This window comes from Paenibacillus sp. Soil750 (assembly GCF_001428045.1).
Lineage (GTDB): Bacteria > Bacillota > Bacilli > Paenibacillales > NBRC-103111 > Paenibacillus_E > Paenibacillus_E allorhizoplanae.
In genome coordinates this window covers 61527-83936 of the sequence record NZ_LMSD01000003.1, presented here as the reverse complement: position 1 = coordinate 83936, position 22410 = coordinate 61527, and the positions used below count along the sequence as shown (strand labels likewise).

The 22410-nt window shown below is 45.1% G+C and carries 20 protein-coding genes; 1 reads left to right on the top strand and 19 read right to left on the bottom strand.

Features of this window, described 5'->3' with window-relative positions:
- Positions 1–2: 2 nt before the first annotated feature.
- From hemG to lonB, 15 genes are all read right to left on the bottom strand, one after another.
- Positions 3–1448, bottom strand: a complete 1446-nt coding sequence (gene hemG / locus ASL11_RS04660; RefSeq protein WP_056610328.1) for a protoporphyrinogen oxidase — start codon at positions 1446–1448, stop codon at positions 3–5.
- Complete coding sequence (hemH, locus tag ASL11_RS04655) at positions 1445–2392, bottom strand: ferrochelatase (RefSeq protein WP_056610326.1); 948 nt, start codon at positions 2390–2392, stop codon at positions 1445–1447. The genes hemG and hemH overlap by 4 nt, the downstream gene beginning before the upstream one ends.
- Before the next feature lies 1 nt (position 2393).
- Positions 2394–3458 carry a uroporphyrinogen decarboxylase gene (gene hemE / locus ASL11_RS04650; RefSeq protein WP_056610324.1) on the bottom strand — a complete coding sequence of 355 codons (1065 nt, stop codon included), beginning with the start codon at positions 3456–3458 and terminating at the stop codon, positions 2394–2396.
- Between the two features lie 158 nt (positions 3459–3616).
- On the bottom strand, positions 3617–4609 hold the full coding sequence (hemB, locus tag ASL11_RS04645; RefSeq protein ID WP_056610321.1) for a porphobilinogen synthase: 993 nt from the start codon (positions 4607–4609) through the stop codon (positions 3617–3619).
- Positions 4606–6156 (bottom strand): uroporphyrinogen-III C-methyltransferase, encoded by a 1551-nt coding sequence (gene cobA, locus ASL11_RS04640; protein ID WP_082595253.1) that lies wholly within the window; start codon positions 6154–6156, stop codon positions 4606–4608. Before cobA ends, hemB begins: the two co-directional genes overlap by 4 nt.
- The gene (gene hemC / locus ASL11_RS04635; protein WP_056610319.1) at positions 6156–7100 is read right to left on the bottom strand and encodes a hydroxymethylbilane synthase; all 945 of its coding nucleotides are present in this window, start codon (positions 7098–7100) and stop codon (positions 6156–6158) included. The genes cobA and hemC overlap by 1 nt, the downstream gene beginning before the upstream one ends.
- Before the next feature lie 13 nt (positions 7101–7113).
- A complete protein-coding gene (locus tag ASL11_RS04630; RefSeq protein ID WP_056610317.1) occupies positions 7114–7863 on the bottom strand; it encodes a precorrin-2 dehydrogenase/sirohydrochlorin ferrochelatase family protein in 750 nt (249 codons plus the stop codon).
- Positions 7854–8684 (bottom strand): cytochrome C assembly family protein, encoded by an 831-nt coding sequence (locus tag ASL11_RS04625; RefSeq protein ID WP_056610315.1) that lies wholly within the window; start codon positions 8682–8684, stop codon positions 7854–7856. Before ASL11_RS04625 ends, ASL11_RS04630 begins: the two co-directional genes overlap by 10 nt.
- Positions 8685–8716: 32 nt before the next feature.
- Positions 8717–10120 (bottom strand): glutamyl-tRNA reductase, encoded by a 1404-nt coding sequence (hemA, locus tag ASL11_RS04620; protein ID WP_056610314.1) that lies wholly within the window; start codon positions 10118–10120, stop codon positions 8717–8719.
- Positions 10121–10273: 153 nt separating this feature from the next.
- On the bottom strand, positions 10274–10810 hold the full coding sequence (locus ASL11_RS04615; protein ID WP_056610312.1) for a hypothetical protein: 537 nt from the start codon (positions 10808–10810) through the stop codon (positions 10274–10276).
- 115 nt (positions 10811–10925) lie between these two features.
- The gene (gene speD / locus ASL11_RS04610) at positions 10926–11333 is read right to left on the bottom strand and encodes an adenosylmethionine decarboxylase (RefSeq protein WP_056610310.1); all 408 of its coding nucleotides are present in this window, start codon (positions 11331–11333) and stop codon (positions 10926–10928) included.
- Positions 11334–11640: 307 nt separating this feature from the next.
- The gene (locus ASL11_RS04605) at positions 11641–12228 is read right to left on the bottom strand and encodes a hypothetical protein (protein ID WP_056610308.1); all 588 of its coding nucleotides are present in this window, start codon (positions 12226–12228) and stop codon (positions 11641–11643) included.
- A 243-nt stretch (positions 12229–12471) separates the two neighbouring features.
- Complete coding sequence (gene yihA, locus ASL11_RS04600; RefSeq protein WP_056610306.1) at positions 12472–13122, bottom strand: ribosome biogenesis GTP-binding protein YihA/YsxC; 651 nt, start codon at positions 13120–13122, stop codon at positions 12472–12474.
- Between the two features lie 17 nt (positions 13123–13139).
- Positions 13140–15491 (bottom strand): endopeptidase La, encoded by a 2352-nt coding sequence (gene lon / locus ASL11_RS04595; protein ID WP_056610304.1) that lies wholly within the window; start codon positions 15489–15491, stop codon positions 13140–13142.
- A 251-nt stretch (positions 15492–15742) separates the two neighbouring features.
- Complete coding sequence (gene lonB / locus ASL11_RS04590) at positions 15743–17461, bottom strand: ATP-dependent protease LonB (protein WP_056610302.1); 1719 nt, start codon at positions 17459–17461, stop codon at positions 15743–15745.
- 195 nt (positions 17462–17656) lie between these two features.
- Between lonB and ASL11_RS04585 the strand changes: the two genes are divergently transcribed.
- On the top strand, positions 17657–18340 hold the full coding sequence (locus ASL11_RS04585; RefSeq protein WP_162261623.1) for an N-acetylmuramoyl-L-alanine amidase family protein: 684 nt from the start codon (positions 17657–17659) through the stop codon (positions 18338–18340).
- 9 nt (positions 18341–18349) lie between these two features.
- Here ASL11_RS04585 and ASL11_RS04580 read toward each other — a convergent pair whose 3' ends face one another.
- The 4 genes from ASL11_RS04580 to clpP all read right to left on the bottom strand — a co-directional run bounded on the left by ASL11_RS04580 (position 18350) and on the right by clpP (position 22404).
- On the bottom strand, positions 18350–19153 hold the full coding sequence (locus ASL11_RS04580; protein ID WP_056610298.1) for a divergent polysaccharide deacetylase family protein: 804 nt from the start codon (positions 19151–19153) through the stop codon (positions 18350–18352).
- Between the two features lie 181 nt (positions 19154–19334).
- Positions 19335–20435, bottom strand: a complete 1101-nt coding sequence (gene ispG, locus ASL11_RS04575) for a flavodoxin-dependent (E)-4-hydroxy-3-methylbut-2-enyl-diphosphate synthase (RefSeq protein ID WP_056610296.1) — start codon at positions 20433–20435, stop codon at positions 19335–19337.
- Between the two features lie 97 nt (positions 20436–20532).
- Positions 20533–21801, bottom strand: coding sequence for an ATP-dependent protease ATP-binding subunit ClpX (gene clpX / locus ASL11_RS04570; RefSeq protein ID WP_056610294.1), 1269 nt, complete (start codon positions 21799–21801; stop codon positions 20533–20535).
- A gap of 12 nt (positions 21802–21813) precedes the next feature.
- Positions 21814–22404, bottom strand: coding sequence for an ATP-dependent Clp endopeptidase proteolytic subunit ClpP (clpP, locus tag ASL11_RS04565; protein ID WP_056610292.1), 591 nt, complete (start codon positions 22402–22404; stop codon positions 21814–21816).
- Between the last annotated feature and the right edge of the window lie 6 nt (positions 22405–22410).

Genomic DNA, 22410 nt, shown 5'->3' with positions numbered 1-22410 from the left:
CATTATCGTGTTAGAACAAGATCAGCAAGTTGATTTGCTGCTTCTTTTCCTTGCCGTATGCAATCAGGCAGTCCTACGCCATGAAACCCTGCCCCCGTGACCAGTACTCGCGGCATGGCTGCAGTTAGTTCTTTTTTGAAATTCGCGATCGCCTCTAAATGGCCAACAGGGTATTGCGGCATGGAATGCATCAACCTCGTTACTTCAACAAAATCAGGTTCAGCTGTAATCCCAAGCAGATCAGCTATATCATGCCGTGCTTTACTGATTAATTGCTCATCGGACCATGCTGGCCATTCCTGCTCACCAGAACGACCAATATAACAACGAAGCAGCACCTTGCCTTCTGGTGCAGCATGCAGCCACTTCGCTGAGGTTAACGTACACGCTGTAATGGTATAGCCCTCATGCTTAGGAACGAGGAAACCGGAGGCATCCAGTTCAAATGGAATATCTTTACGATCGAAGGCCATAATCACATTAGCTACCGATATATAATCAATCTTCGCTAGCTTGCTTGCAGCTGGCAGCTCCGAAAGCAGCTTCGCCGCTTGATACGTTGGCGTCGTCAAGATGACCCCGTCAACGAGCTCACGTTGACCATCCTCAAAGACTACTTCTGTTTGTCCCCCATCCACACTACACACCGAAACAACGCTAACTCCTGTACGTAAATCAACGGTAGTACGCATGGCATCAACCAAACCTGTCACTAAGGATTCGAGCCCTCGCTTAAACGTTACAAAGACTGAATTGCGAACAGCCGCAGGTAAATGCGCGCTTTCCTCGGTCACATTTTTTCGGCTCGCCATCATCCCAAGAATTAAACTTCGGTTCTTCTGCTCCATGGCCCGAAACTGCGGGAAAGTGGATTTCAGGCTTAGCTTATACGTATCCCCGGCGTAGATCCCTGCAAGCAGCGGCTCAACAATACGCTCAAGCACTTCCTTACCAAGTCGGCGCTCCAGAAAATGTCCAAGCGACTCGTCATCTGTGACATCCCGCTTCGGTTTAATCAAGTCCAACGCAGCGCGAAGCTTGCCGAGTGGTGAAATAAGGCCTGTCTTCATAAATGGTGTCATTTGAGTCGGAATTCCCAGAACCAAGCCTGGAGGCATACGATGCAGCTTTCTCCCGCGAACGATATAAGTCTTCTTCGCTTTCGGATTCGTACCTGTCAGCTCATTTTCCATGCCGAGATCATAAGCCAAATCAATAATGGGACGTTTACGCGCTAGAAAGGAATCTGGCCCCTTTTCAATCACAAAACCGTCACGCTCAATCGTATGAATTTTCCCGCCAAATGACGGTGATTTCTCGACAACAGAAATGCGAAAGGGGGCACCTCCACCATCAGCTTCCGTCATCTGTTTTTTCAAATAAAAAGCAGCACTTAGCCCCGTAATACCCCCGCCAATAATCATATAATGAGGCACGTTGTTACTCATTGTGAACCAGCTGCCTCTTGCCATTTCTTATAGACAACATCACTTAAGGTTTCCATATATAGAGGATCCGTGTTGAGCGACTCTGTACGTTCCAAATGAACGCCTAGCTCTTTCGCCAGCCCTTGCGCTTCAATATCGATATCATAAAGGACTTCTAAATGATCGGAAACGAAACCGATTGGACAGAGAAGTATCTTATCCACGCCTTCTTCTTGCTTAATCGTACGCATGACATCCATAATGTCTGGACCTAACCAAGGCATTGCTGTCTGGCCCGCACTTTGCCAACCAAACTGCCAATTCGTAAGACCAACCCGCTCAGCAAGCGCTTTGGAAGTAGCTAGCAATTGATCTGGGTACGGATCCTTCATTTCCAGAATTTTCTCCGGCAAGCTATGCGCTGTAAAGATGACTCTCACGTTATCCCGATCCGCCTCAGCAAATTTCCCCAAAGCTTTCTCTACGCGTGTTTGTAAAGCATCCAGCAGCTTCCCATGGAGATGATAATCTAGAACGAAAGTCATCTTAAGACCTAGCGCTTCCGCTTTATCCTTCGCTCTCTTCACATAGCCACCAACACTCATTGTCGAGTAGTGAGGCGCTAGAACGACCCCTACAGCCTCTGTGATGCCGTCTTTAACCATTTGCTCAACACCATCTTCTACGTATGGCTGAGCGTGCTTAAGGCCTTGATAACAGACAAATTCAAGTTCAGGATGCTCCTGACGAAGCGTAGCTTCGAGTCCCTTTACCTGTTTGTTCGTATTTTCACGCAGCGGGAAGAAGCCACCGACAATAGCCTCATAACGCGTCGTTAATTCATGCAATTGCTCCGGGGTCGGCGGATGACCACGACGGATATGCGTATAGTACGCTTCAACTTGATCTAAACTTTCCGGCGTACCGTACGACATCACTAAGACACCAATGCGTGTTTTGGTCATGTTAAACACCACTCTTTCCAGCTTGCTGGGTTAAAACGGAATGCGAATACGTATGCACAAACGTTGTTAATTCCTTCAATTTCTCCAACGATGCTTCTGGGAATAAACCATGTCCTAGGTTGAAAATAAAACCTGGCTGCTTCATCCCTTCATCCATAATTGCTTTCGCTTGCGCTTCAATCACACTCATCGGCGCTGTTAGAATATAGGGATCTAAGTTCCCTTGCACCGCATATCGGTTCTGTAATCTTTCACGACCAACAGAAATCGGTACACGCCAATCCAATCCAATCACATCCGCTTGAATCGTTGTCAGATACGGCAGCAATTCACCTGAACTTACACCAGGAAAATAAATTTTCGGTTCTTTCAAATCCGATAACTCTTTGAAAATCCGCATCATCGTAGGACGTACGTAGACGTCGAAATCAGCTGGAGAGAGTGCCCCCACCCAGCTATCGAATACTTGAACAGCTTTCGCCCCATTAGCGATATGTGCACGCAGATACGTGATAACCATATCCCCTAGCTTATCCATTAAGGCGAACCAGACTGCTGGTTCAGAATACATCATTTGCTTCGTACGAATATAGCTCTTGGAGGGTCTGCCCTCAATCAAGTAGCTGGCGATCGTAAATGGCGCACCTGCAAACGAAATCAACGGAACCTCTAATTCTTTATCTAAAATACGAATCGTTTGAAGAATGTGGGACAAGTCCTTGTCCACATCAATTGGACGAAGTCGATCAACATCTTGTGCAGTACGAACCGGCGTATGTATCACAGGACCGATATCTTTCACAATATCAAAATCAACACCCAACGATGCCACTGGGTTCATAATATCCGAGTACAAAATTGCGGCATCTACGCCAAGCTTTTTGATCGGCATCATCGTTACTTCCGCTGCAAGCTCTGGTTGCTGACAAATCTCAAGCAAGGAGTACTTTTCCTTGATCTTACGGTAGTCCGGATCGTAGCGACCCGCTTGACGCATATACCACACAGGCAGCGTATCAACCTTTTCTTTCCGGCATGCTTTAATAAAATTATCGTTATAACTCATGAGGCACCTTCCTCTTGTTTCCATCTATTCTCATCCATTATGCCCTAATTATACCCCTCTCACAACCAAGGTAAGCTCACCTATTGCGACAAAAGTATGACAAAAGAACCACCCGGACTCCGTTGTACATCACAGAGGACAAATGGTTCATGATCTCCTTACTTTTGCAAGTAGCGAGCGATATCTTTGGCAAAATAGGTCAGGATAATATCTGCTCCTGCACGTTTGAAGCTTGTCATCGTTTCCATCACAATCGCTTCTTCATTCACCCAACCTTGCTGAGCAGCAGCCTTCACCATGGCGTACTCTGCACTCACATTGTAAGCGACAACTGGCAAGTCGAAGTTATCCTTCAGCATGCGGATAATGTCCATGTAAGCGAGCGCTGGCTTCACCATTAAGAAATCTGCTCCCTCGATGACGTCGCTTGACGCTTCACGAAGGGCTTCACGACCGTTAGCCGGATCCATTTGATACGTTTTCCGATCACCGAATTGCGGTGTGGAATGCGCAGCATCACGGAACGGCCCGTAGTAGGCCGAAGCATATTTAACGGAATATGCCATGATCGGCGTGTTCTCATAACCAGCTTCATCAAGTCCAGTACGAATGGCTTGCACATAACCATCCATCATATTGGACGGAGCGATAATATCCGCACCTGCTTTGGCTTGGGAGACAGCTGTACGAACGAGTAATTCCAGAGAAGGATCATTCGCGACATCTGCTTGCCCTGTAATCGGATGGTGATGAATAACGCCACAATGACCTGTATCGGTAAATTGACATAAACACGTATCTGCGATAATCAGCAAGTTAGGGTTGAGCTCTTTAATAAAGCGCGTTGCTTGCTGTACGATACCGTCATCCATAAATGCGGATGTTCCGGTTGCATCTTTATAATCAGGTACACCGAACAAGAGAATCGCTTGGATACCCAATTGCGTGATTTCATCGATTTCCTCTTTCACACGATCGAGTGAGAAATGATACACACCAGGCATCGAGGCAATTTCTGACTTTACATTTGTACCATGAGTAACAAAGATCGGTTGAACGACATCGTTCACTGTCACTTGATTCTCACGAACAAGATTACGAATGGCTGCATTTCCGCGTAAGCGGCGGTTACGAACGATTGGAAAACTCATGATGGATTTCCGCCTCCTTGAATCATGCTTTGTACCAAAGAAGCCACTGTTGCTTCTTCAGCCGTATATGTAATCGACAGTCCTGCTTGTAAGACAGTATCTGCCGTTTTGGGACCAATAACTGCAATTTCCACGCCTTGCAACAACGATAACGGATCTTCCATACCGAGTTGCTTTAGCGCTTCAAGTAAATTCGTAACGGTCGATGAGCTTGTAAAAGTAATGATATGAATGCTTTGATTCTGCAAAAGATGAATAATCTCTTCTCCGTCATCGGTGGTCAGTACATTCTCGTACACATCCACTTCGGTAACTTCGAGGCCGAGCTCCTTCAATTTAGACGGTAAATAATCACGTGCTAAATCTGCTGTCGGCAGCAACACTTTCTGACCTGCGTTCAAATCCCCTTGAATGGCATCTAGGATACCTTCCCCATGATACTTAGCCGGTAGGACGTCTGCGATGATACCACGCTCAGCGAGCGCCTCAGCGGTCTTAGGACCTACTGCAGCAATTCGTGCGTTCCCCATTCTGCGAACATCAATACCTAATTCACGCAGTCTGCGGAAAAAGAATTCAACACCATTTGCACTCGTTAGCACAATCCAGTCAAACTCCTGCAGTCTCTCTAGTGCGAGATCCAATGCTTGCCTAGCTTCTTGGCGACTTGGCGGCTGTAAACGAATGACTGGGAATTCGACGGGTTCTCCACCCAAATCATCGATCATATCCACAAGTTCACTCGCTTGACTCCGAGCTCTCGTGACAAGTACTCGCTTGCCAAACAGCGGCTTCTTCTCCATCCAAGCCAGCTTCTCACGAAGCTTAACTACCTCACCCACGATGATGACGGCTGGAGATTTGAAATTCGCTTCTCTTACTTTTTCTGTGATATCTGCAAGTGTACCTGTAATCGTCGCTTGATCCGCCCATGTTCCCCATCGCACTAAGGCAACAGGCATTTCTGGCGGTTTCCCACAACGAATTAACTCACGGCATATTTGCTCTAAATTGGCAACGCCCATCAGGAACACCATCGTGCCAATCGCTTTGGCCAGATGCTCCCAGTTTAAGCTGGAATACGTTTTATTCGGATACTCATGGCCCGTTACAATCGCAACGGACGACGTGAAATCGCGATGTGTGACAGGAATACCCGCATAAGCTGGAACAGCAATCGAGGAGGTGATTCCTGGGATAATGTCATACGTTATCCCGTTATCTGCCAACAGCTCGGCTTCTTCACCAACGCGACCGAATACACTCGGATCTCCACCTTTAAGTCGTGTTACGATCTTCCCTTGTAAAGCCAAATCCACTAGCAACTGATTGATTTCTTCTTGCTTTAATATATGTTTATCCGGCAGCTTGCCAACAAAGATGAGTTCTGCTTCTGGTCTACGATGTTTCAATAAGCGTGGATTCGCCAGTCGATCATATACGATGACATCAGCTCTTTGGATCGCTTCCATCCCGCGTACCGAGATGAGCTTAGGATCTCCAGGACCCGCTCCAACAAGAAAAACTCTTCCTTTGTTCACAGCCATCACTCCCTGACCTCAGCTAGAATTTTCTCTGCTCCTTGTGCGATGAGCTTCTCTGCGACTAACGCGCCCAACGCTTCCGGATCGTTCCCGGAAGCCGTCTCCTTGAGCATGGTCACGCCGTCCGGCGTCCCGACCATGCCGGTCAGTGTCAACAGCGGGGCGTCTTCCCCGCTACTGTTCTCGACGCTCGCGTATGCGCCGAGCGGCACCTGGCAGCCTCCGTTGAGTCTGCCGAGGAAAGCCCGCTCCGCTCGCACCGCGAGCGCCGTTGGCTCATGCTGGAACTTGCCCAGCAAGTCCAGCACGAATGCGTCGTTGCCGCGGCACTCGATGCACAGCGCTCCCTGCCCTACGGCAGGGAGGCAGAGCTCGGGCGGCAAGTAGGCACTGATGCGATCTTGCCAGCCGATCCGGTGAAGACCGGCGGCAGCAAGCATAATCGCATCGAAATTCTCTTCTTCGAGCTTGCGCAGCCTCGAATCAATATTTCCCCGGATCGACTCGATCCGGAGGTCCGGGCGGTGGTGCTGCAGCTGGCTTGCACGGCGCAGTGAGCTTGTGCCGACGAGCGCGCCCTGCGGCAGCTCGTCAAGGGATTTGCCGCCGCGCGTGATCAACGCATCGCGCGGATCTTCGCGCTTGGGAATCGCGCCTACAACGAGACCTTCGGGCAGCTCGAAAGGCATGTCCTTCATGCTATGAACGGCGATATCAATCTCGCCGTCCGTCAGCGCTTGTTCGATTTCCTTCACGAACAGGCCCTTGCCACCGACCTTGGATAACGTGACGTCCAGAATCCGATCGCCCTTCGTAACAATTTTCTTGATTTCAAATTGACATTCGATACCATGTTCGGCAGCAAGCTGCTTCAAAAGTTCCACAGCTTGTCCTGTTTGAGTCAGTGCCAAAGCACTTTGTCTTGTCCCTACAATTATCGTTTTCATTCGTCTCCGCCTCCTATACGTGCTGCCCAATCTCATTGATGAAAGACCAAGAAGGCCGTCCACTCTCTACTTGCTCTCGCTCTTGTGATTGCATCCAAGCTTCGCCATGTAAGGCTAGGTTGAACTTCTCTTTCCAGTCTTCAAACTTGCCTTCTCGGATCAAAGGCATGAGATCCCACGCCAGCATGTCTTTAAATAGACCCTGCCTTGCTTTTTTATCCTTCACGCGTTCTTGAATGAACAAGCGAGTTTCACTGAGAAAATCCAAATAAATTTCATACTCATCACCATAGGTCTTGTCGATCTCTTTGGCAATCTTACGCGCTGCTGATGGACTAGCTCCACCAGTGGAGACTGTAATGACCAACTTGCCACGACGAACAACGGAAGGTAGGATAAACGAGCTTAGTTCTGGTTTATCTACAATATTGATGAGCACATCATGCACATTCGCATCCTGTGCGATCTGTCTATTGACTTGTGCATCGTTCGTTGCCGCAATGACTAATGCGAATTGTGCCTCGCCATGGGCTAACCATATCTCTTCATCATAGGGCTGTCTCTTCACGATCAGATTCGGTTGAGGCCCCAGCTCTAGAATTCCAACCGTGAACGCTGGACTTACAATCGTCACCTCGGCTCCAGCCGCAAGCAACGATCGTAATTTTCGTTCTGCTATCGGACCTCCGCCAACAATCAAGCACCGGCGTCTTGCTAAATTCATCATAACGGGAAAAGGATGCTGCCAACCATTTAGCTCCATATCCACCCGTGAAAATCAGAAACAAGGTTCGAAACAACGAAATTCAACACGACGATACAGAAAGCTGCCAAATTCCAAACAGCTAGCTTATTCCCCGAAATCCGCATGGATTTATGTTGAAATAAGTAAAACGCGTAGGCTGCCAAAACGAAGAAAGAATTGATTACTTTGGGATCATAGAGAAGATTGCGATTGCCTTCAAGCACAACCCACACCACACCAAGACTTAAAGCCATTAGAAGCAACGGTCCCCCGATAATGACCGATAAATACGTATAATGCTCAATTTTCTCAAGAGATGGCAATCTCATGACAGCCTGAGAGAAGTTTTTACTCTTCAACCTTGCATGTAAAAATATGTACATCCCTGAAAAAATAGCGGCAATTGAAAAGGCGGCATAGCTGCCAATCGCTAGCGAAATATGAATGAATAATAGCTCATCATTAATGTCCCAATCGGATTTGATCGGCACGACATGCGGATTTCCAAATATATTCAGTGCAAGAATCGCAAAGCCAAGTACATTCACAAAAAACACGAACAATTCAATTCGAAAAAAACGGTTGACGATCAATGAAATCGTTACAATCAGCCACGAAAACATAAAGAGTACGTCAGATCGTACGAAAGCCCATTCCGTCAAATGACCGTATAAACTGATAGCCAAGTAAGCGGTTTGCAAAACCCATACAAACAAAAGCAGCCCCGTCCCCATCCGTTTCGCGCTTCGGCTCGCATTGGCGAAATCCGAAAAGTAAAACAGTAGGCTCAGGGCATACATATAAATCATCGCATCAAACAACCAGCTACGTGTAACCATGGCACCTCTCCTAGGCGGTTAGCGCCTTTTTATCAAGATGGAGCTAGAACATCCGCGTTTTGCAAACTACGAACGGACAGCTTCTCATCCAACGTTTGTTTACTTTCCACTTTGTTAAAGCCTGACTCCAACTCTTGTGCTATTTGATCTGCCTGTTCTTGTTGTTTAAGCGTATCTTCTAATGCGAAAAGCTTCGTGAAAATTTCGAGAGCATCGTCGCCATGGCGCTCTCCCGCCATTTCTTTGATTCTTAGAATCGGATCACGCAACACCTGATTCACAATACTCTTCGTTAATTTACGAATCACTTTAATTTCACGTTCATCCAGATCAGTCAGCTTATTCAGCATGTTCTCCATGGTTTCTTCGTGAATCTGATTCGCTTTCGTTTGCAAAGCACTAATCAGTGGGCTCACACCAAGTGTCTTCGTCCATTGGTCAAAGGCAGCGATTTCGGACGTGATCATGATTTCAATCTTAGCCGCTTCTTTCTTCCTCTCCTGTAAATGCTTATCCACAATATGCTCCAAATCATCAATATCGTAGAGGAACACATTAGGCAAGCCGCTAATCTCAGGATCTAGATCCCGCGGAACCGCGATATCCATCATGAAGAGCGGACGTGATTTTCTTTTTTGCACATAAGTTTGAATATCCTTCTTCGTCAGAACGTATCCAGGTGCTCCAGTCGAGCTAATGATAATATCAACCTCAGGTAAATATTTCGGCATTTCCTCTAGTGTGCAAGCCACACCGCTAAATTTGCCGGCTAAATCCATAGCTCTTTCCAACGTGCGATTCACAACGATAACTTTGTTTGCACCATTTGCATACAAATGCTTCACGGTCAACTCGCTCATCTTACCCGCACCAACAATCATAATGGTTTTGTTCATGTAACTTCCGAAGATCCGCTTACCGAGTTCTACAGCCGCATAGCTGATGGAGACTGGATTATTACTGATACCCGTCTCTGAATGTGCTTTCTTCGCAAGTGTTATCGCTTGTTTAAACAGTGTGTTGAAATAAGAGCCCGTTGCTTTCAATTGTTGAGATGCTAAAAAAGCATCCCTTACTTGACCGAGAATCTGAGTCTCCCCAATGACCATCGAATCAAGCCCCGTTGTTACACGGAACAAATGCTCATTTGCTTTGTCATTCTCATACATATATAAATGCTTCTGGAACTCATCCTTCTTCACATGAAACCAACGCTCAAGGAAGTGCGTTAAGTAATGACTGCACAATTGAGGTCGATCCACGACAGCATAAATTTCGGTGCGATTGCAGGTGGCAACAATAACACATTCTAGAATACTTTTCGTCTCTTTCAACTCAGCGATTGCTTTGGGTAAATCTTGATCTGAGAACGCAAACTTTTCACGAATTTCTACCGGGGCTGTCCGATAATTCAAACCAACTGCGATAATATGCAATGTTACCACCTGCCTTTCGTTTTATTTAGAATCATTATAGCACAGCAATACCGACATTCCGACAAAATATTTGAATAAATTATGAATGCTTTAGTACTGTTCGTTAGTTTTAACAGCTCCGTGCTCCTCTATACCTCATCCATACAGAATCCCCTATTGCAGGCCTTTTTTTCTTAAAAAGGACGTCATTTCGCGATCTAGTTTAGATAACTCCGTATTCTGCGATGAAATGATATCGCCGTTCGAAGCCATCATTTTCTCATAGACCTCATACATGTGCCCAAATTGCTTTTGGGCTTCCTTCAATGTTAATGTCTCATCCGCTTTCAGCGCTCTCACGCCACCGAGCTGCAACCTCTGTATGTACTGGCTTAGTTGGTTCATGAAGCTAAGCGAGCTTAACTCCTCTTTTCCCCCTGCTGCCAAAATCAATCGCTCATGCGTGTATTCCGCTGAGTACAGTGCTCGTCTCACTGGATCGAGCTCATTCGTACTTTTACTCTGAGAGGCTTCTTCTAGACTACTCTTCAATATTTCCATTTGAAATAAGGATACTTGGAACAGTAAATGTGTGGCATCGTGATCTTCCTTTTTATGACCTAACATTTGGGCGAGTTGATAAATTGGCCAAATGATGAGAAAGAGAACAACGACATACACCACCAATTTCCTAATGATTTTATGCTTCAAGCTTCTTCCCCCACCTCAAGTGAACTGGACATGTATCGCCAATATCATTGTATGGGTATCTGAACAAACAAATAACCACGGATTTCTCCGTGGTTACCGTTATCTTTGCAGAATTTTATTTAACAAGCTCTGCTTGCTTTATTTCAGGAGTTTCTACTTGTAGTTCACCCATTCCGCGAACAAGTTTCTTCGCATAGAACGTTTCTGGTTTTAGTACGGACACCATAAAGTCGATGGCTAATTGAGGGTCGACTGTCTCACCGCATGTATAACAATCAAGTGCGGCAAAACCTCTCTCAGGATAAGTATGAATGGAGAGATGACTCTCGGACAACATGACAAGAACTGTTGCTCCTTGTGGTTCGAATTGCTTGGATTGTACAGATAAAACAGTTGCTCCACATACCTCGGCAGCTTCAACCATCTGAGCTTGCAGCCATTCTGCATTGTTCAGAAGTTCAAAATCTACCCCCCAAGTATCAACAGCAACGTGTCTTCCGAAAGTTGAGTATTCTGTTTCCATCTTTCGGTTCCCCCTTCCTAGGAATAAAATGTGTGAAAAAAATTTCATCCGCTAGGACCTACGTCATTCACTTCCCGAGGGTATAATCTCTCGCAACATTCAATGTCCTGAGTGAATCCTGGTTCCTATATTGTTTCAACGAGAATAAAAATAACATCTATCGACGATAAATGCAATAGTTTTTTTTGTTAAAGGCTAACTGTCACATCGGCGCCATATCTAAATTATGTCGTAATGCCTTTGTATGTGCCTGAAAACAAAGAGAGACCCAAAAATGGGTCTCAATAAATATAGCATGTATGGGTGATTATGCCTCCAAAACGAACAAACGATGTGTAAGCTCATTGAGGCGAATGTCGATCTGTTGGTGTTCATCCCTAGCCTGCAGCATGTTACGCATATCAAGAAGGTGATTGATTTGATCGTAGATCATTTCAATTTCTTGCTCAACTTCTCTTTTCTGGAACATCATCTGCATGAGGCCAATGGTATCTTTGTGCTCATAGACAATTGTTAACAGTTGACCTTTGATTTCCTCGATCTTCACAACGGTTCCGCGTTCATAATAATAAACCATCGTGTAGCTTGGGTAAATCCGATTCACTTTAGCGCTGCCTTTGAATTCCGATACTGCTTTACGCATTAAATTTGCTAATAAGGTATTACTTAATCTGCAGGATCCTGTGCATTCATATAGGCCCGATTTCTTTTCAAATGAGAGGACGATTTCTTGACCTTCGCCATCTTGAAAAACAACTTCTTGATTCCCGTTTTCCAAAACTTTGACTTGCAGTGTCACTTGATGGTCCACAAACATTTGAAAAAACTTCAACATATCGGCTTCTGTTAACTGGAGGCAGGTTTTGACATATTCAGTCGCTAACCTTTGTGCCATAAAAATCCCTCGATTCTTTGTTTTCAAGCCATTAACTATTACCTTGCTTATTATTATACTACAAGAGACACGAATATTCCTGCCGGCAAATCATGATAATCAGCCAAATATTCTGAAAAATGCTTGATAAACTGGAATGCCATCAAATTTCCCCCAGATTACCTCGCTTTCCCGTATGCTTCTTTTTGATTTCCTCTATCTTTGATCGTTATCCTTTACAATACGCAAAAAACCGCCCTGCGATTAGGACGGTTGCGGATCGTTTACGGCGCTAGTTAGTACTTCTTCGGTTTGAGGCTCCGGTTCGCCATAAGCAATCGCTTGCTCTAGAATTCCCCACAGTTCGTCTTTGCCAAGCCCAAGCTCAGAAGAGAACATCAGCGGTTGAACCCCTTTATCCATCCCTAATGTTTCACGTACAATCTTCAAATGTTTAGCCCATCTGCTCTTAGGAATCTTGTCCGCTTTGGTCGCAACAACAAGAACAGGCACGTCCATGTGGCGAAGCCATTCGTACATCGCCTGATCATCTTTGGAAGGCGGATGTCTCAGGTCAACTAACTGCATCACAAGGCGCAAAGGCTCACGATTCAATAAATAGCTTTCAATGAATTTGCCCCATTGCTCGCGCTTGGTTTTGGATACCTTTGCGTAGCCATAGCCGGGGAGATCAACGAAATATAAGTCCTGATTAATTTTATAATAGTTAAGAGTCTGCGTCTTGCCCGGTTGTGAACTGGTTCTAGCTAAGTTTTTACGAGAAATCAAACAGTTAATGAGTGACGATTTCCCAACATTAGAACGCCCTGCCAGCGCTATCTCTGGCAAGGCATCCTCTGGATATTGGCTAGGTCCAACCGCGCTGATAATAAATTCAGCTTGATTGACTTTCATGAATATTCAACTACTTTCTAAGTCGATCCGACGTTTGCCGTCGGCTTATTTTTGATAAGCGCGTGTTCCAGCACTTGATCCATGTGGCTGACAGGGATGAACGTCATCTCTGTGCGGACACTTTCTGGAATTTCGATAATGTCTTTCTCGTTGTCTTGCGGTAAAAGAATTGTACGTATCCCCGCACGATGTGCCGCTAGTGCCTTTTCCTTCAAGCCCCCGATTGGAAGTACCCGACCGCGAAGCGTGACCTCTCCAGTCATCGCCACTAAGCGTGAAACGGGAATGTTCGTCAATGCAGAGATTAATGCGGTAGCCATTGTAATCCCCGCTGATGGACCATCCTTCGGAATAGCACCTTCAGGAATATGAATGTGTACATCATTCTTCTCATGGAAATCTGGGGCAATGCCCAGGACATCTGCTCGCGAACGTGTGTAACTGAAAGCTGCTTGTGCAGATTCCTTCATGACATCACCTAGTTTACCCGTCAAAGTTAACTTGCCAGTACCAGGCAGTACAGATACCTCAATGACGAGTGTATCTCCCCCAACTTCCGTCCATGCTAGACCTGTAACAGCACCGATCTGATCCTTCTCTTCTGCAACATTATATTTGAACTTAACAGGACCTAAATAGTCACTTAAGTTATCTACAGTTACATGAACAGGTGTCTCCGGGTCTGAAACGATCTTCTTAGCTGCTTTGCGATTCATACCTGCAACCTGCTGCTCTAGATTACGTACGCCAGCTTCTCGCGTATATTCGCGCACAATCTTCATCAAAGCAGCCTCATCAACGACTAGTTGCTCTTCTTCAAGACCGTGATCACGTTTCTGCTTAGGAAGTAAATATTTCTTGGCAATTTGGAGCTTCTCGATCTCCGTATAACCTGGAATATATAGAACCTCCATCCGATCTAGCAGAGGACGAGGAATATTATGCACAGCATTCGCCGTAGTCACAAACATCACGTTGGATAAATCAAAAGGAACTTCAATGAAATGATCACTAAAAGTGCTGTTTTGTTCAGGATCCAATACTTCAAGCAAGGCTGAGGCAGGATCTCCACGGAAATCCATCGCCATCTTGTCAATTTCATCTAATAAGAAAACGGGATTATTCGCGCCTGCATTCTTCATGCCTTGAATGATTCGTCCAGGCATAGCGCCAACGTACGTACGACGATGACCGCGAATTTCAGCTTCATCCCTCACGCCGCCTAGCGAAATACGGATGAACTGTCTTCCCATGGATCTAGCAATTGAACGAGCAATCGACGTTTTACCAACCCCAGGAGGGCCAACTAAACAAAGAATCGGACCTTTGAGCTTCTTGACTAGCTTCTGTACGGCTAAGTACTCCAGCACTCGCTCTTTTGGCTTCTCGAGACCAAAATGATCCTCATTCAATATCTCTTCTGCTTTATCTAGGTCCAAATCGTCATCGGTCGATTTGTGCCAAGGAAGGCCTAGCAACCAATCAATATAATTGCGAATGATGCCGCCTTCTGCTGAAGTAGCAGGCATTTTCTCCAATCGATCAATCTCTTTCTCAACCTTCTCACGAACCTTATCAGGAAGCTCGGCTTCAGCTAGCTGGTTACGTAACTCATCAACTTCACCAGCACGACCTTCTTTATCCCCAAGCTCTTTCTGAATCGCCTTCATCTGCTCACGGAGGTAGTATTCCTTCTGTGTTTTCTCCATTTGCTTCTTGACACGCTGACTGATTTTGCGTTCGAGTTCAAGCACTTCCCGCTCATTATTCAAAATATTAAGCATTTTCTCGAGCCGTTCACGTACGTCAACGGTCTCGAGAATATCTTGTTTATCTTTAATTTTAAGCGATAAATGACTACAAATCACATCTGCTAAACGGCCTGGCTCATCAATATCAGATACCGCGGCAAGCGTTTCAGGCGTGACTTTCTTGGAAAGATTGATATAATGCTCGAATTGACTTAGCACACTTCTCATCAAAGCATCAATCTCAGGATCTGAAATTTCTTGCTCTGGCAATTCTTTCACGGTTACTTCGTAATACTCGTCATTCGTCAAGTACTCTACGATTTCAGCACGTAAAACACCCTCTACTAAAACGCGAATCGTACCATTCGGTAATTTGAGCATTTGCCGCACTTTTGCGATGGTTCCGATGCGATAAATATCCTCTTTGGTTGGTTCTTCTATGTTGATCTCTGATTGAGAGCAGAGGAGAATCATGCTGTCATCCACCATCGCCCGCTCGAGTGCTTTCACCGATTTTTCTCGCCCTACATCCAGGTGTAGAACCATGCTCGGATAGACCAGCAGTCCCCTAAGTGGCAATAACGGCAATCTGCGCACCTTCATTTTTCCAGGCCCCATCCTCTGCACCTCCAATAATAGGGATCCTTGAACCTTCGTTCAAAGTCTCACCTTGAAATAAAGTAATAATAGGTATCACATAATAAATCGGCTTTATTTTTAGTTAAACACACTCGTCCAGAGGACGGTGTAGCCGTTTATTTTATCTATGTGGGATTATCTCCCTACGTTGCCCTTTACATTTTAACAAAACTCTAAACAAAACACCAATTGAGGGCTGACGCGCCATGTAAGGTCTCGAAAACCTCTCTTTAAGAGTCAATTGTATGCTGTGAATTGGCATGTAGAATGGGTAAAGTTGTAGCTGGAATCGTTCTTTCCATAGAGAAAGGTAATGGAATCACATTATCATGAAGCTCAATGCCGAGTGCAGCTGCAAGTACTTCTTCAATTGTTTCTGCTGCGACAACTTCAACACCAGGTAAATCAGCAAACAAAGCTTGCCAATTTTCCTTTGGAATAATAACACGGGTAGCTCCTGCTTGGAATGCCGCCTCTACTTTGGCTACTACACCTCCAACAGGCTTCACTTTCCCATGAATGCTCATTTCTCCCGTCATGGCTAATTTGTTATCTACAGGTATTTTATGTATGGCTGAGGCGATCGCTGTAGCCATCGAAATACCTGCGGATGGTCCATCAATCGGCACCCCGCCAGGGAAATTAATATGCAGATCATAATCCGACGTATTAAAACCTAGTTTACGAAGAACAGTTAACACATTTTCCACAGAACCTCTGGCCATGCTTTTACGACGAATGGTTCGGGAACCCCCGCCCATTTCTTCTTCATCTACAACACCTGTAATATTGAATTTCCCTGTACCTGCAACAGCAATTGGGATCGCAGTAACTTCAATCTCCAGTAGAGTGCCCAAATTGGGTCCATAAACAGCTAAGCCATTAACAAACCCTATTTGAGGCTGTGCAGGCACCTTCCGCTCTGGTCTAGGTGGTATTTGGGAAGAATTCACGACCCATTCAATGTCAGCTGCTGTGATCGAATCCCGCTTATCGGTTAGAGCAATCCCCGCGGCTAATTGAATCACATTGACTGCCTCGCGGCCATTTGTTGCATATTTCGTTACAACTTCAATGGCATCTTCACATTTCTTGAAACCAATTTTATCAAGCGCTTTTCTTGCAATTTCTCCTACTTCACCAGGCAAAAGTGGTCGGAAGAAAATTTCCAAACAACGTGAACGGATGGCAGGAGGAATTTCACTCGGTGTGCGGGTCGTCGCACCAACCAAACGAAAATCTGCCGGTAGCCCATTTTGAAATATATCATGAATATAGCCAGGAATATTCGCATCCTCAGAGCTGTAATAAGCACTCTCTAAGAACACTTTACGATCTTCAAGCACCTTTAATAATTTGTTCATTTGCGTCGCGTGTAATTCACCAATTTCGTCAATGAACAAAATTCCCCCATGCGCCTTTGTTACAGCACCTGGTTTCGGTTGCGGTATTCCAGCAACTCCCATCGCGCCTGCTCCTTGATAAATAGGATCATGTACGGATCCAATCAGCGGATCAGCAATACCACGCTCGTCAAAACGAGCAGTCGTAGCATCTATCTCTGTAAACTTAGAGTCAGGTCGAAAAGGAGATTCTTGATTTTTCTTCGCTTCTTCTAATATGACGCGGGCTGCTGCAGTTTTTCCAACGCCGGGAGGGCCGTAAATAAGCACATGTTGAGGATTCGGACCGCATAGTGCCGCTTTCAGAGCCTTCAATCCTTCGATTTGGCCAACGATATCCTGCACAGAAGAAGGTCTCGTTTTCTCAGACAGAGGCTTGGTAAGTGAAATGGATCGCAACTTGCGCAATTTCTCCAGTTCTTTCCTAGACTCTCTATCCACTGCAGACTTGTTCGTCTGTTGATTTCGCAGTAAATTCCAGAAATACAACCCGATTACAACTGCAAAAAACACTTGAATGACCATTAGAATGATACTTAAACTCATGTGTTGAACCTCCTTAAACACGTCATCTTCGATTAGGTACGTTTAAATGTGTTGCCTATCTGCCTTTGTTAATTTCCATTATTCCCGTGTAAAAGAAGGTTAATCCAATTCAAGCAAACTTTTGCATCACGTATGATAGCCCCCTTGCTGTAGAAGGATAAGGGTAGTTATTCTTGCAAAAGGATGTGGCGGGATTTGAAGAAATACTTGTTGATTATCCTACTTACGCTATTTCTTTGCGTGCCTAATTGGCAGTTAGTTTCAGCTGCTCGTAATGATCCCCTTCTTCCATCCGCGGACATTATTCTCGACGTAGGACATGGCGGAATCGATAGCGGAACCATGGTGGGCAAATATGAAGAAAAAGATATGAATCTAGCTATCGCTAAAAAGACGTATAAAGCACTAGTTAAAAGAGGTTATCGTGTTATCATAAATCGCACCGAAGATTACGCATTGAGTGATGATAATAGATGGTCATTTGGAGGCAGACACAGAAAAGATCTCGCACAACGCTCTGGTCTAGCCAATACCATTAAACCGAAAATCATGCTCAGCTTGCATATCAATTGGTCCAAAAAATCAAACACACGCGGTCCCCTTGTCATTTATCAAAATCAATCTGACAGTATTTTATTGGCAAACTTGCTGCAAGACACATTAAATAACGTTTATGGGATGGAAGAGCTCCCTGTGCTCGGCAAAAAATATTTTGTACTCCGGTTTACAAAATGCCCTTCCGTCATTGTTGAACTTGGGTTTTTATCCAATAAAACGGATCGCAAGCTGTTAAATGATAGTCATCATCAAGCAAAGCTTGCCAAAGCGATTACACATGCTGTCGATCAATATTTCTCTATGACGCAACCGAAATCGTAAATCTAACCATTATTTGACCATTTGTGAAATAGGAACAAAGGTTGCTTCCTTCTGAATACTTGGAATAGCTTCATGGATGACATGAGCTGTTTTCTTCCCAGGAGGCCCAACATGACCAATAGCAATAACTTCATCTTTTTCATGGATGAGTTTCTTCAGTCTGACCATTTGCTTATTAATATGACTATACGTATACAAATCGTCGAAGAAAAGTTGATTGTCCGCATGCGGTACGCCACGTGAATCTGCAATCTTGCCAATTAAGCTCTTTGGTGTGGTCCGGCTGTCCAGTAAGATTAGATTTCGTTCTTTGCAAATCTCGATAAGGATCTTCATGACTCTTTCGTCCGCGGTCGCTTTGGAACCCATATGGTTATTAATTCCTATGGCATAAGGAACATCGTCGATTGCCGCAACGATCCGTTTATGTATTTCTTCGCTGGACAAGTCTGTGGTGATTGCGCCTGGACCCAACCAACTCTTCTTCCCTCTTACAGGCTCCATTGGAAGGTGCAGTATGACCTCGAGTCCTCTGTCATGAGCTAACTGTGCATCCTGCTTCGTTGAGGGCAAGAAAGGCATAACAGCCACTGTAAATGGAATAGGCAGCTTCAGCATTTCCGCTGTCCCCTCCATGTTATTGCCAAAATCGTCAATGACGATGGCTACTTTCTTCGTAATCGCTCCCGTCGGCTGTTGCGGGATTACATCAGGTTCGGCATGTGTAAAACTTGGATTCGCGATCAAGACAGTCCCCATGATTAGGGTAAGCGCTACCTGTCGATATGACGCAAACGTTGGAAATAACTTCATCCTCTTCTCCTCCTTAAAGTTTCCTCAGAAAGTCTTACTACCAATTGAGCATGCTTTCCAGTTTTACTCATTATGCTTCACTTCCTATTCAAATATGCGCTTGGACATAGGCATGCAAAAAAACCGTTAAAGACTCATCGTTGAGTTCATTAACGGTTTGTTATTTTGTTCTACTATTTACTTAGTGCTGCTTGCGCCCAGGGATGACCCCAGTCTGTTCGTAGGAAGCCACAATAATATCAATTTCTTTTTTCAATTCAGCAAGCAGTTCAGCCTCAGGCACTTTACGAATCATTTCTCCGTAACGGAACAACATACCTTCTCCACGAGCCCCTGCGATGCCAATATCCGCTTCTCTCGCTTCACCAGGCCCGTTCACGGCACAACCCAGTACAGAAACCTTAATCGGCACTTTGATTTTGGCAATATAATCTTCCACTTCATTAGCGATCGAGAATAAGTCAATATCCAGACGACCACATGTCGGACAAGAAACTAATGTAGCGGCGTTCGTAATTAAACCGAATGTTTTGAGAAGTTCTCTTGCAACTTTAATTTCTTCAACAGGGTCAGCACTCAGAGAAATACGAAGCGTGTTACCGATACCCATATTAAGCAAAGTTCCAATCCCCGCGGCGCTTTTTACAGCACCAGTAAAGAGAGTCCCTGCCTCTGTAATACCAAGATGAAGCGGATAATTAAACGCCTTCGCAGCTTGCGAATACGCCGCAATGGCCATAGGGACATCAGAAGCCTTCAAGGATACGATGATATCATGGAAATCAAGTTCTTCCAAAATGTTGATATGGAACAGAGCGCTTTCTACCATCGCTTCAGGCGTTGGATAGCCGTACTTTTCAAGAAGATGATTCTCAAGGGAGCCCGCATTAACGCCGATACGAATCGGGATGCCACGCTCTTTACATGCCTTCACAACCGCCTCAACCTTCTCACGGCGACCGATATTACCTGGATTAATGCGGACTTTATCAATGCCGTTCTCAATCGCTGCAAGAGCCAAACGATGATCGAAGTGAATATCAGAGACCAACGGAATATGAATTTGTTTCTTAATTTCCTTGATAGCTTCTGCGGCTTCCTTATTGTTGACCGTCACACGCACAAGCTGACAACCTGCTTCTTCTAAGCGAAGAATCTCTGCAACTGTCGCTTTGACATCAGCGGTTTTGGTTGTGCACATGCTTTGCATGATTACTTCGTTACTGCCACCGATCGTTAAATCACCTACCCGAACGGCTCTGGTATCTCGTCTATGGAACATTTTGGTTTCTCTCCCCATGACACCAAACATCCTCCGCTCCAATTCCCAGAAATGGAAATCGGATTGGAGGCTGTGTGTTCATTTATAAAATTATAGGTTAAGCACTTTCTTCCTTCTTCTTACCAGATGGCTGTGCGCCTTCTTTGGTAGTCAGAACAGGCGTAATCTTGTTTTGAACTGTTTCTTTGGAAACGACACAAGAAGATACATCCGTTCTTGAAGGAACTTCGAACATCACATCAAGCATAATGCTTTCAATGATAGCCCTTAGACCACGAGCACCGGTGTTCCGTTTAATCGCTTCTTTGGCAATCGCATCAAGTGCTTCTGCATCAAATTCAAGCGAAACATTATCCATCTCGAGCATCTTCTGGTACTGCTTCACGAGCGCGTTCTTAGGCTCGGAAAGAATACGCACAAGCGCTGCTTCATCAAGCGGCTCTAATGTTGAGATAACCGGTAAACGACCTACGAACTCCGGAATCAAACCGAATCTCAATAGATCCTCAGGAAGGACCATCGATAGGTATTCACCTGGTTTCAAATCAACCTTCATGCCATCCGTGCTAAAGCCAATTACTTTTTTACCAATTCTGCGTTTGATAATTTGCTCTAAACCATCAAAAGCTCCACCACAAATAAAGAGAATATTCGTCGTGTCGATTTGAATGAATTCTTGATGCGGATGCTTACGCCCACCTTGTGGAGGTACGGAAGCTACTGTGCCTTCAAGAATTTTGAGAAGAGCTTGTTGTACACCTTCACCGGAAACATCGCGTGTAATGGATGGGTTCTCGGATTTACGTGCAACTTTATCAATCTCATCGATATAGATAATGCCGCGCTCTGCTTTTTCAACATCGTAATCAGCTGCTTGGATCAGTTTGAGCAAGATGTTTTCGACATCTTCCCCTACGTAACCAGCTTCTGTCAATGAAGTTGCATCAGCAATTGCAAATGGCACATTCAAAATTTTCGCAAGTGTTTGCGCAAGAAGTGTTTTACCACTACCTGTTGGTCCTAGAAGGACGATATTACTTTTTTGAAGCTCAACATCTTCAAGCTTGTTCTGCGAGTTGATCCGTTTGTAGTGGTTATACACGGCAACAGCCAAGGATTTCTTCGCTTGTTCTTGACCAATAACGTATTGATCCAAGATATTACGAATTTCCTTTGGTTTCGGAACATCTTTCAGATCCAGTTCTTCTTCATGCCCTAATTCTTCTTCCACAATCTCCGTACAAAGCTCTATACATTCATCACAAATGTAAACTCCCGGTCCGGCAACAAGTTTACGAACTTGGTCCTGGGATTTTCCACAAAAGGAACATTTGAGTTGGCCTTTTTCATCGTTAAATTTAAACATGGGATCACTCCTTTATTTCAAGTCGTTTCGAGTGATAACCTCGTCGATTAACCCGTATGCCTTCGCTTCTTCAGCGCTCATAAAGTTATCCCGGTCGGTGTCTCTTTCGATCTTTTCAAGCGGCTGTCCCGTTCGGTCCACGTAAATCTGGTTGAGTTTATTCTTGGTCTTGATAATCCAATCCGCATGGATTTTGATATCGGTTGCTTGACCTCTAACACCGCCGAGCGGTTGGTGAATCATTACTTCTGCATTCGGCAGCGCGTATCGCTTACCTTTGGCTCCTGCTGTCAAAAGCAAAGAACCCATACTTGCGGCCATACCTACACAAATCGTAGATACATCCGGTTTAATAAACTGCATGGTATCAAAGATACCCATTCCAGCCGTAACAGACCCACCAGGTGAGTTGATATATAAGTGAATATCTTTTTCAGGGTCCTGGGCGGATAAAAAGAGCAGCTGGGCAATGACCAAATTAGCCACATCGTCATCAATAGCGGTCCCGATGAAGATTATGCGGTCCTTAAGTAAACGCGAGTAGATATCGTAGGAACGCTCCCCACGAGCCTCTTGTTCTACAACCATAGGAATAAGACTCATTGTACC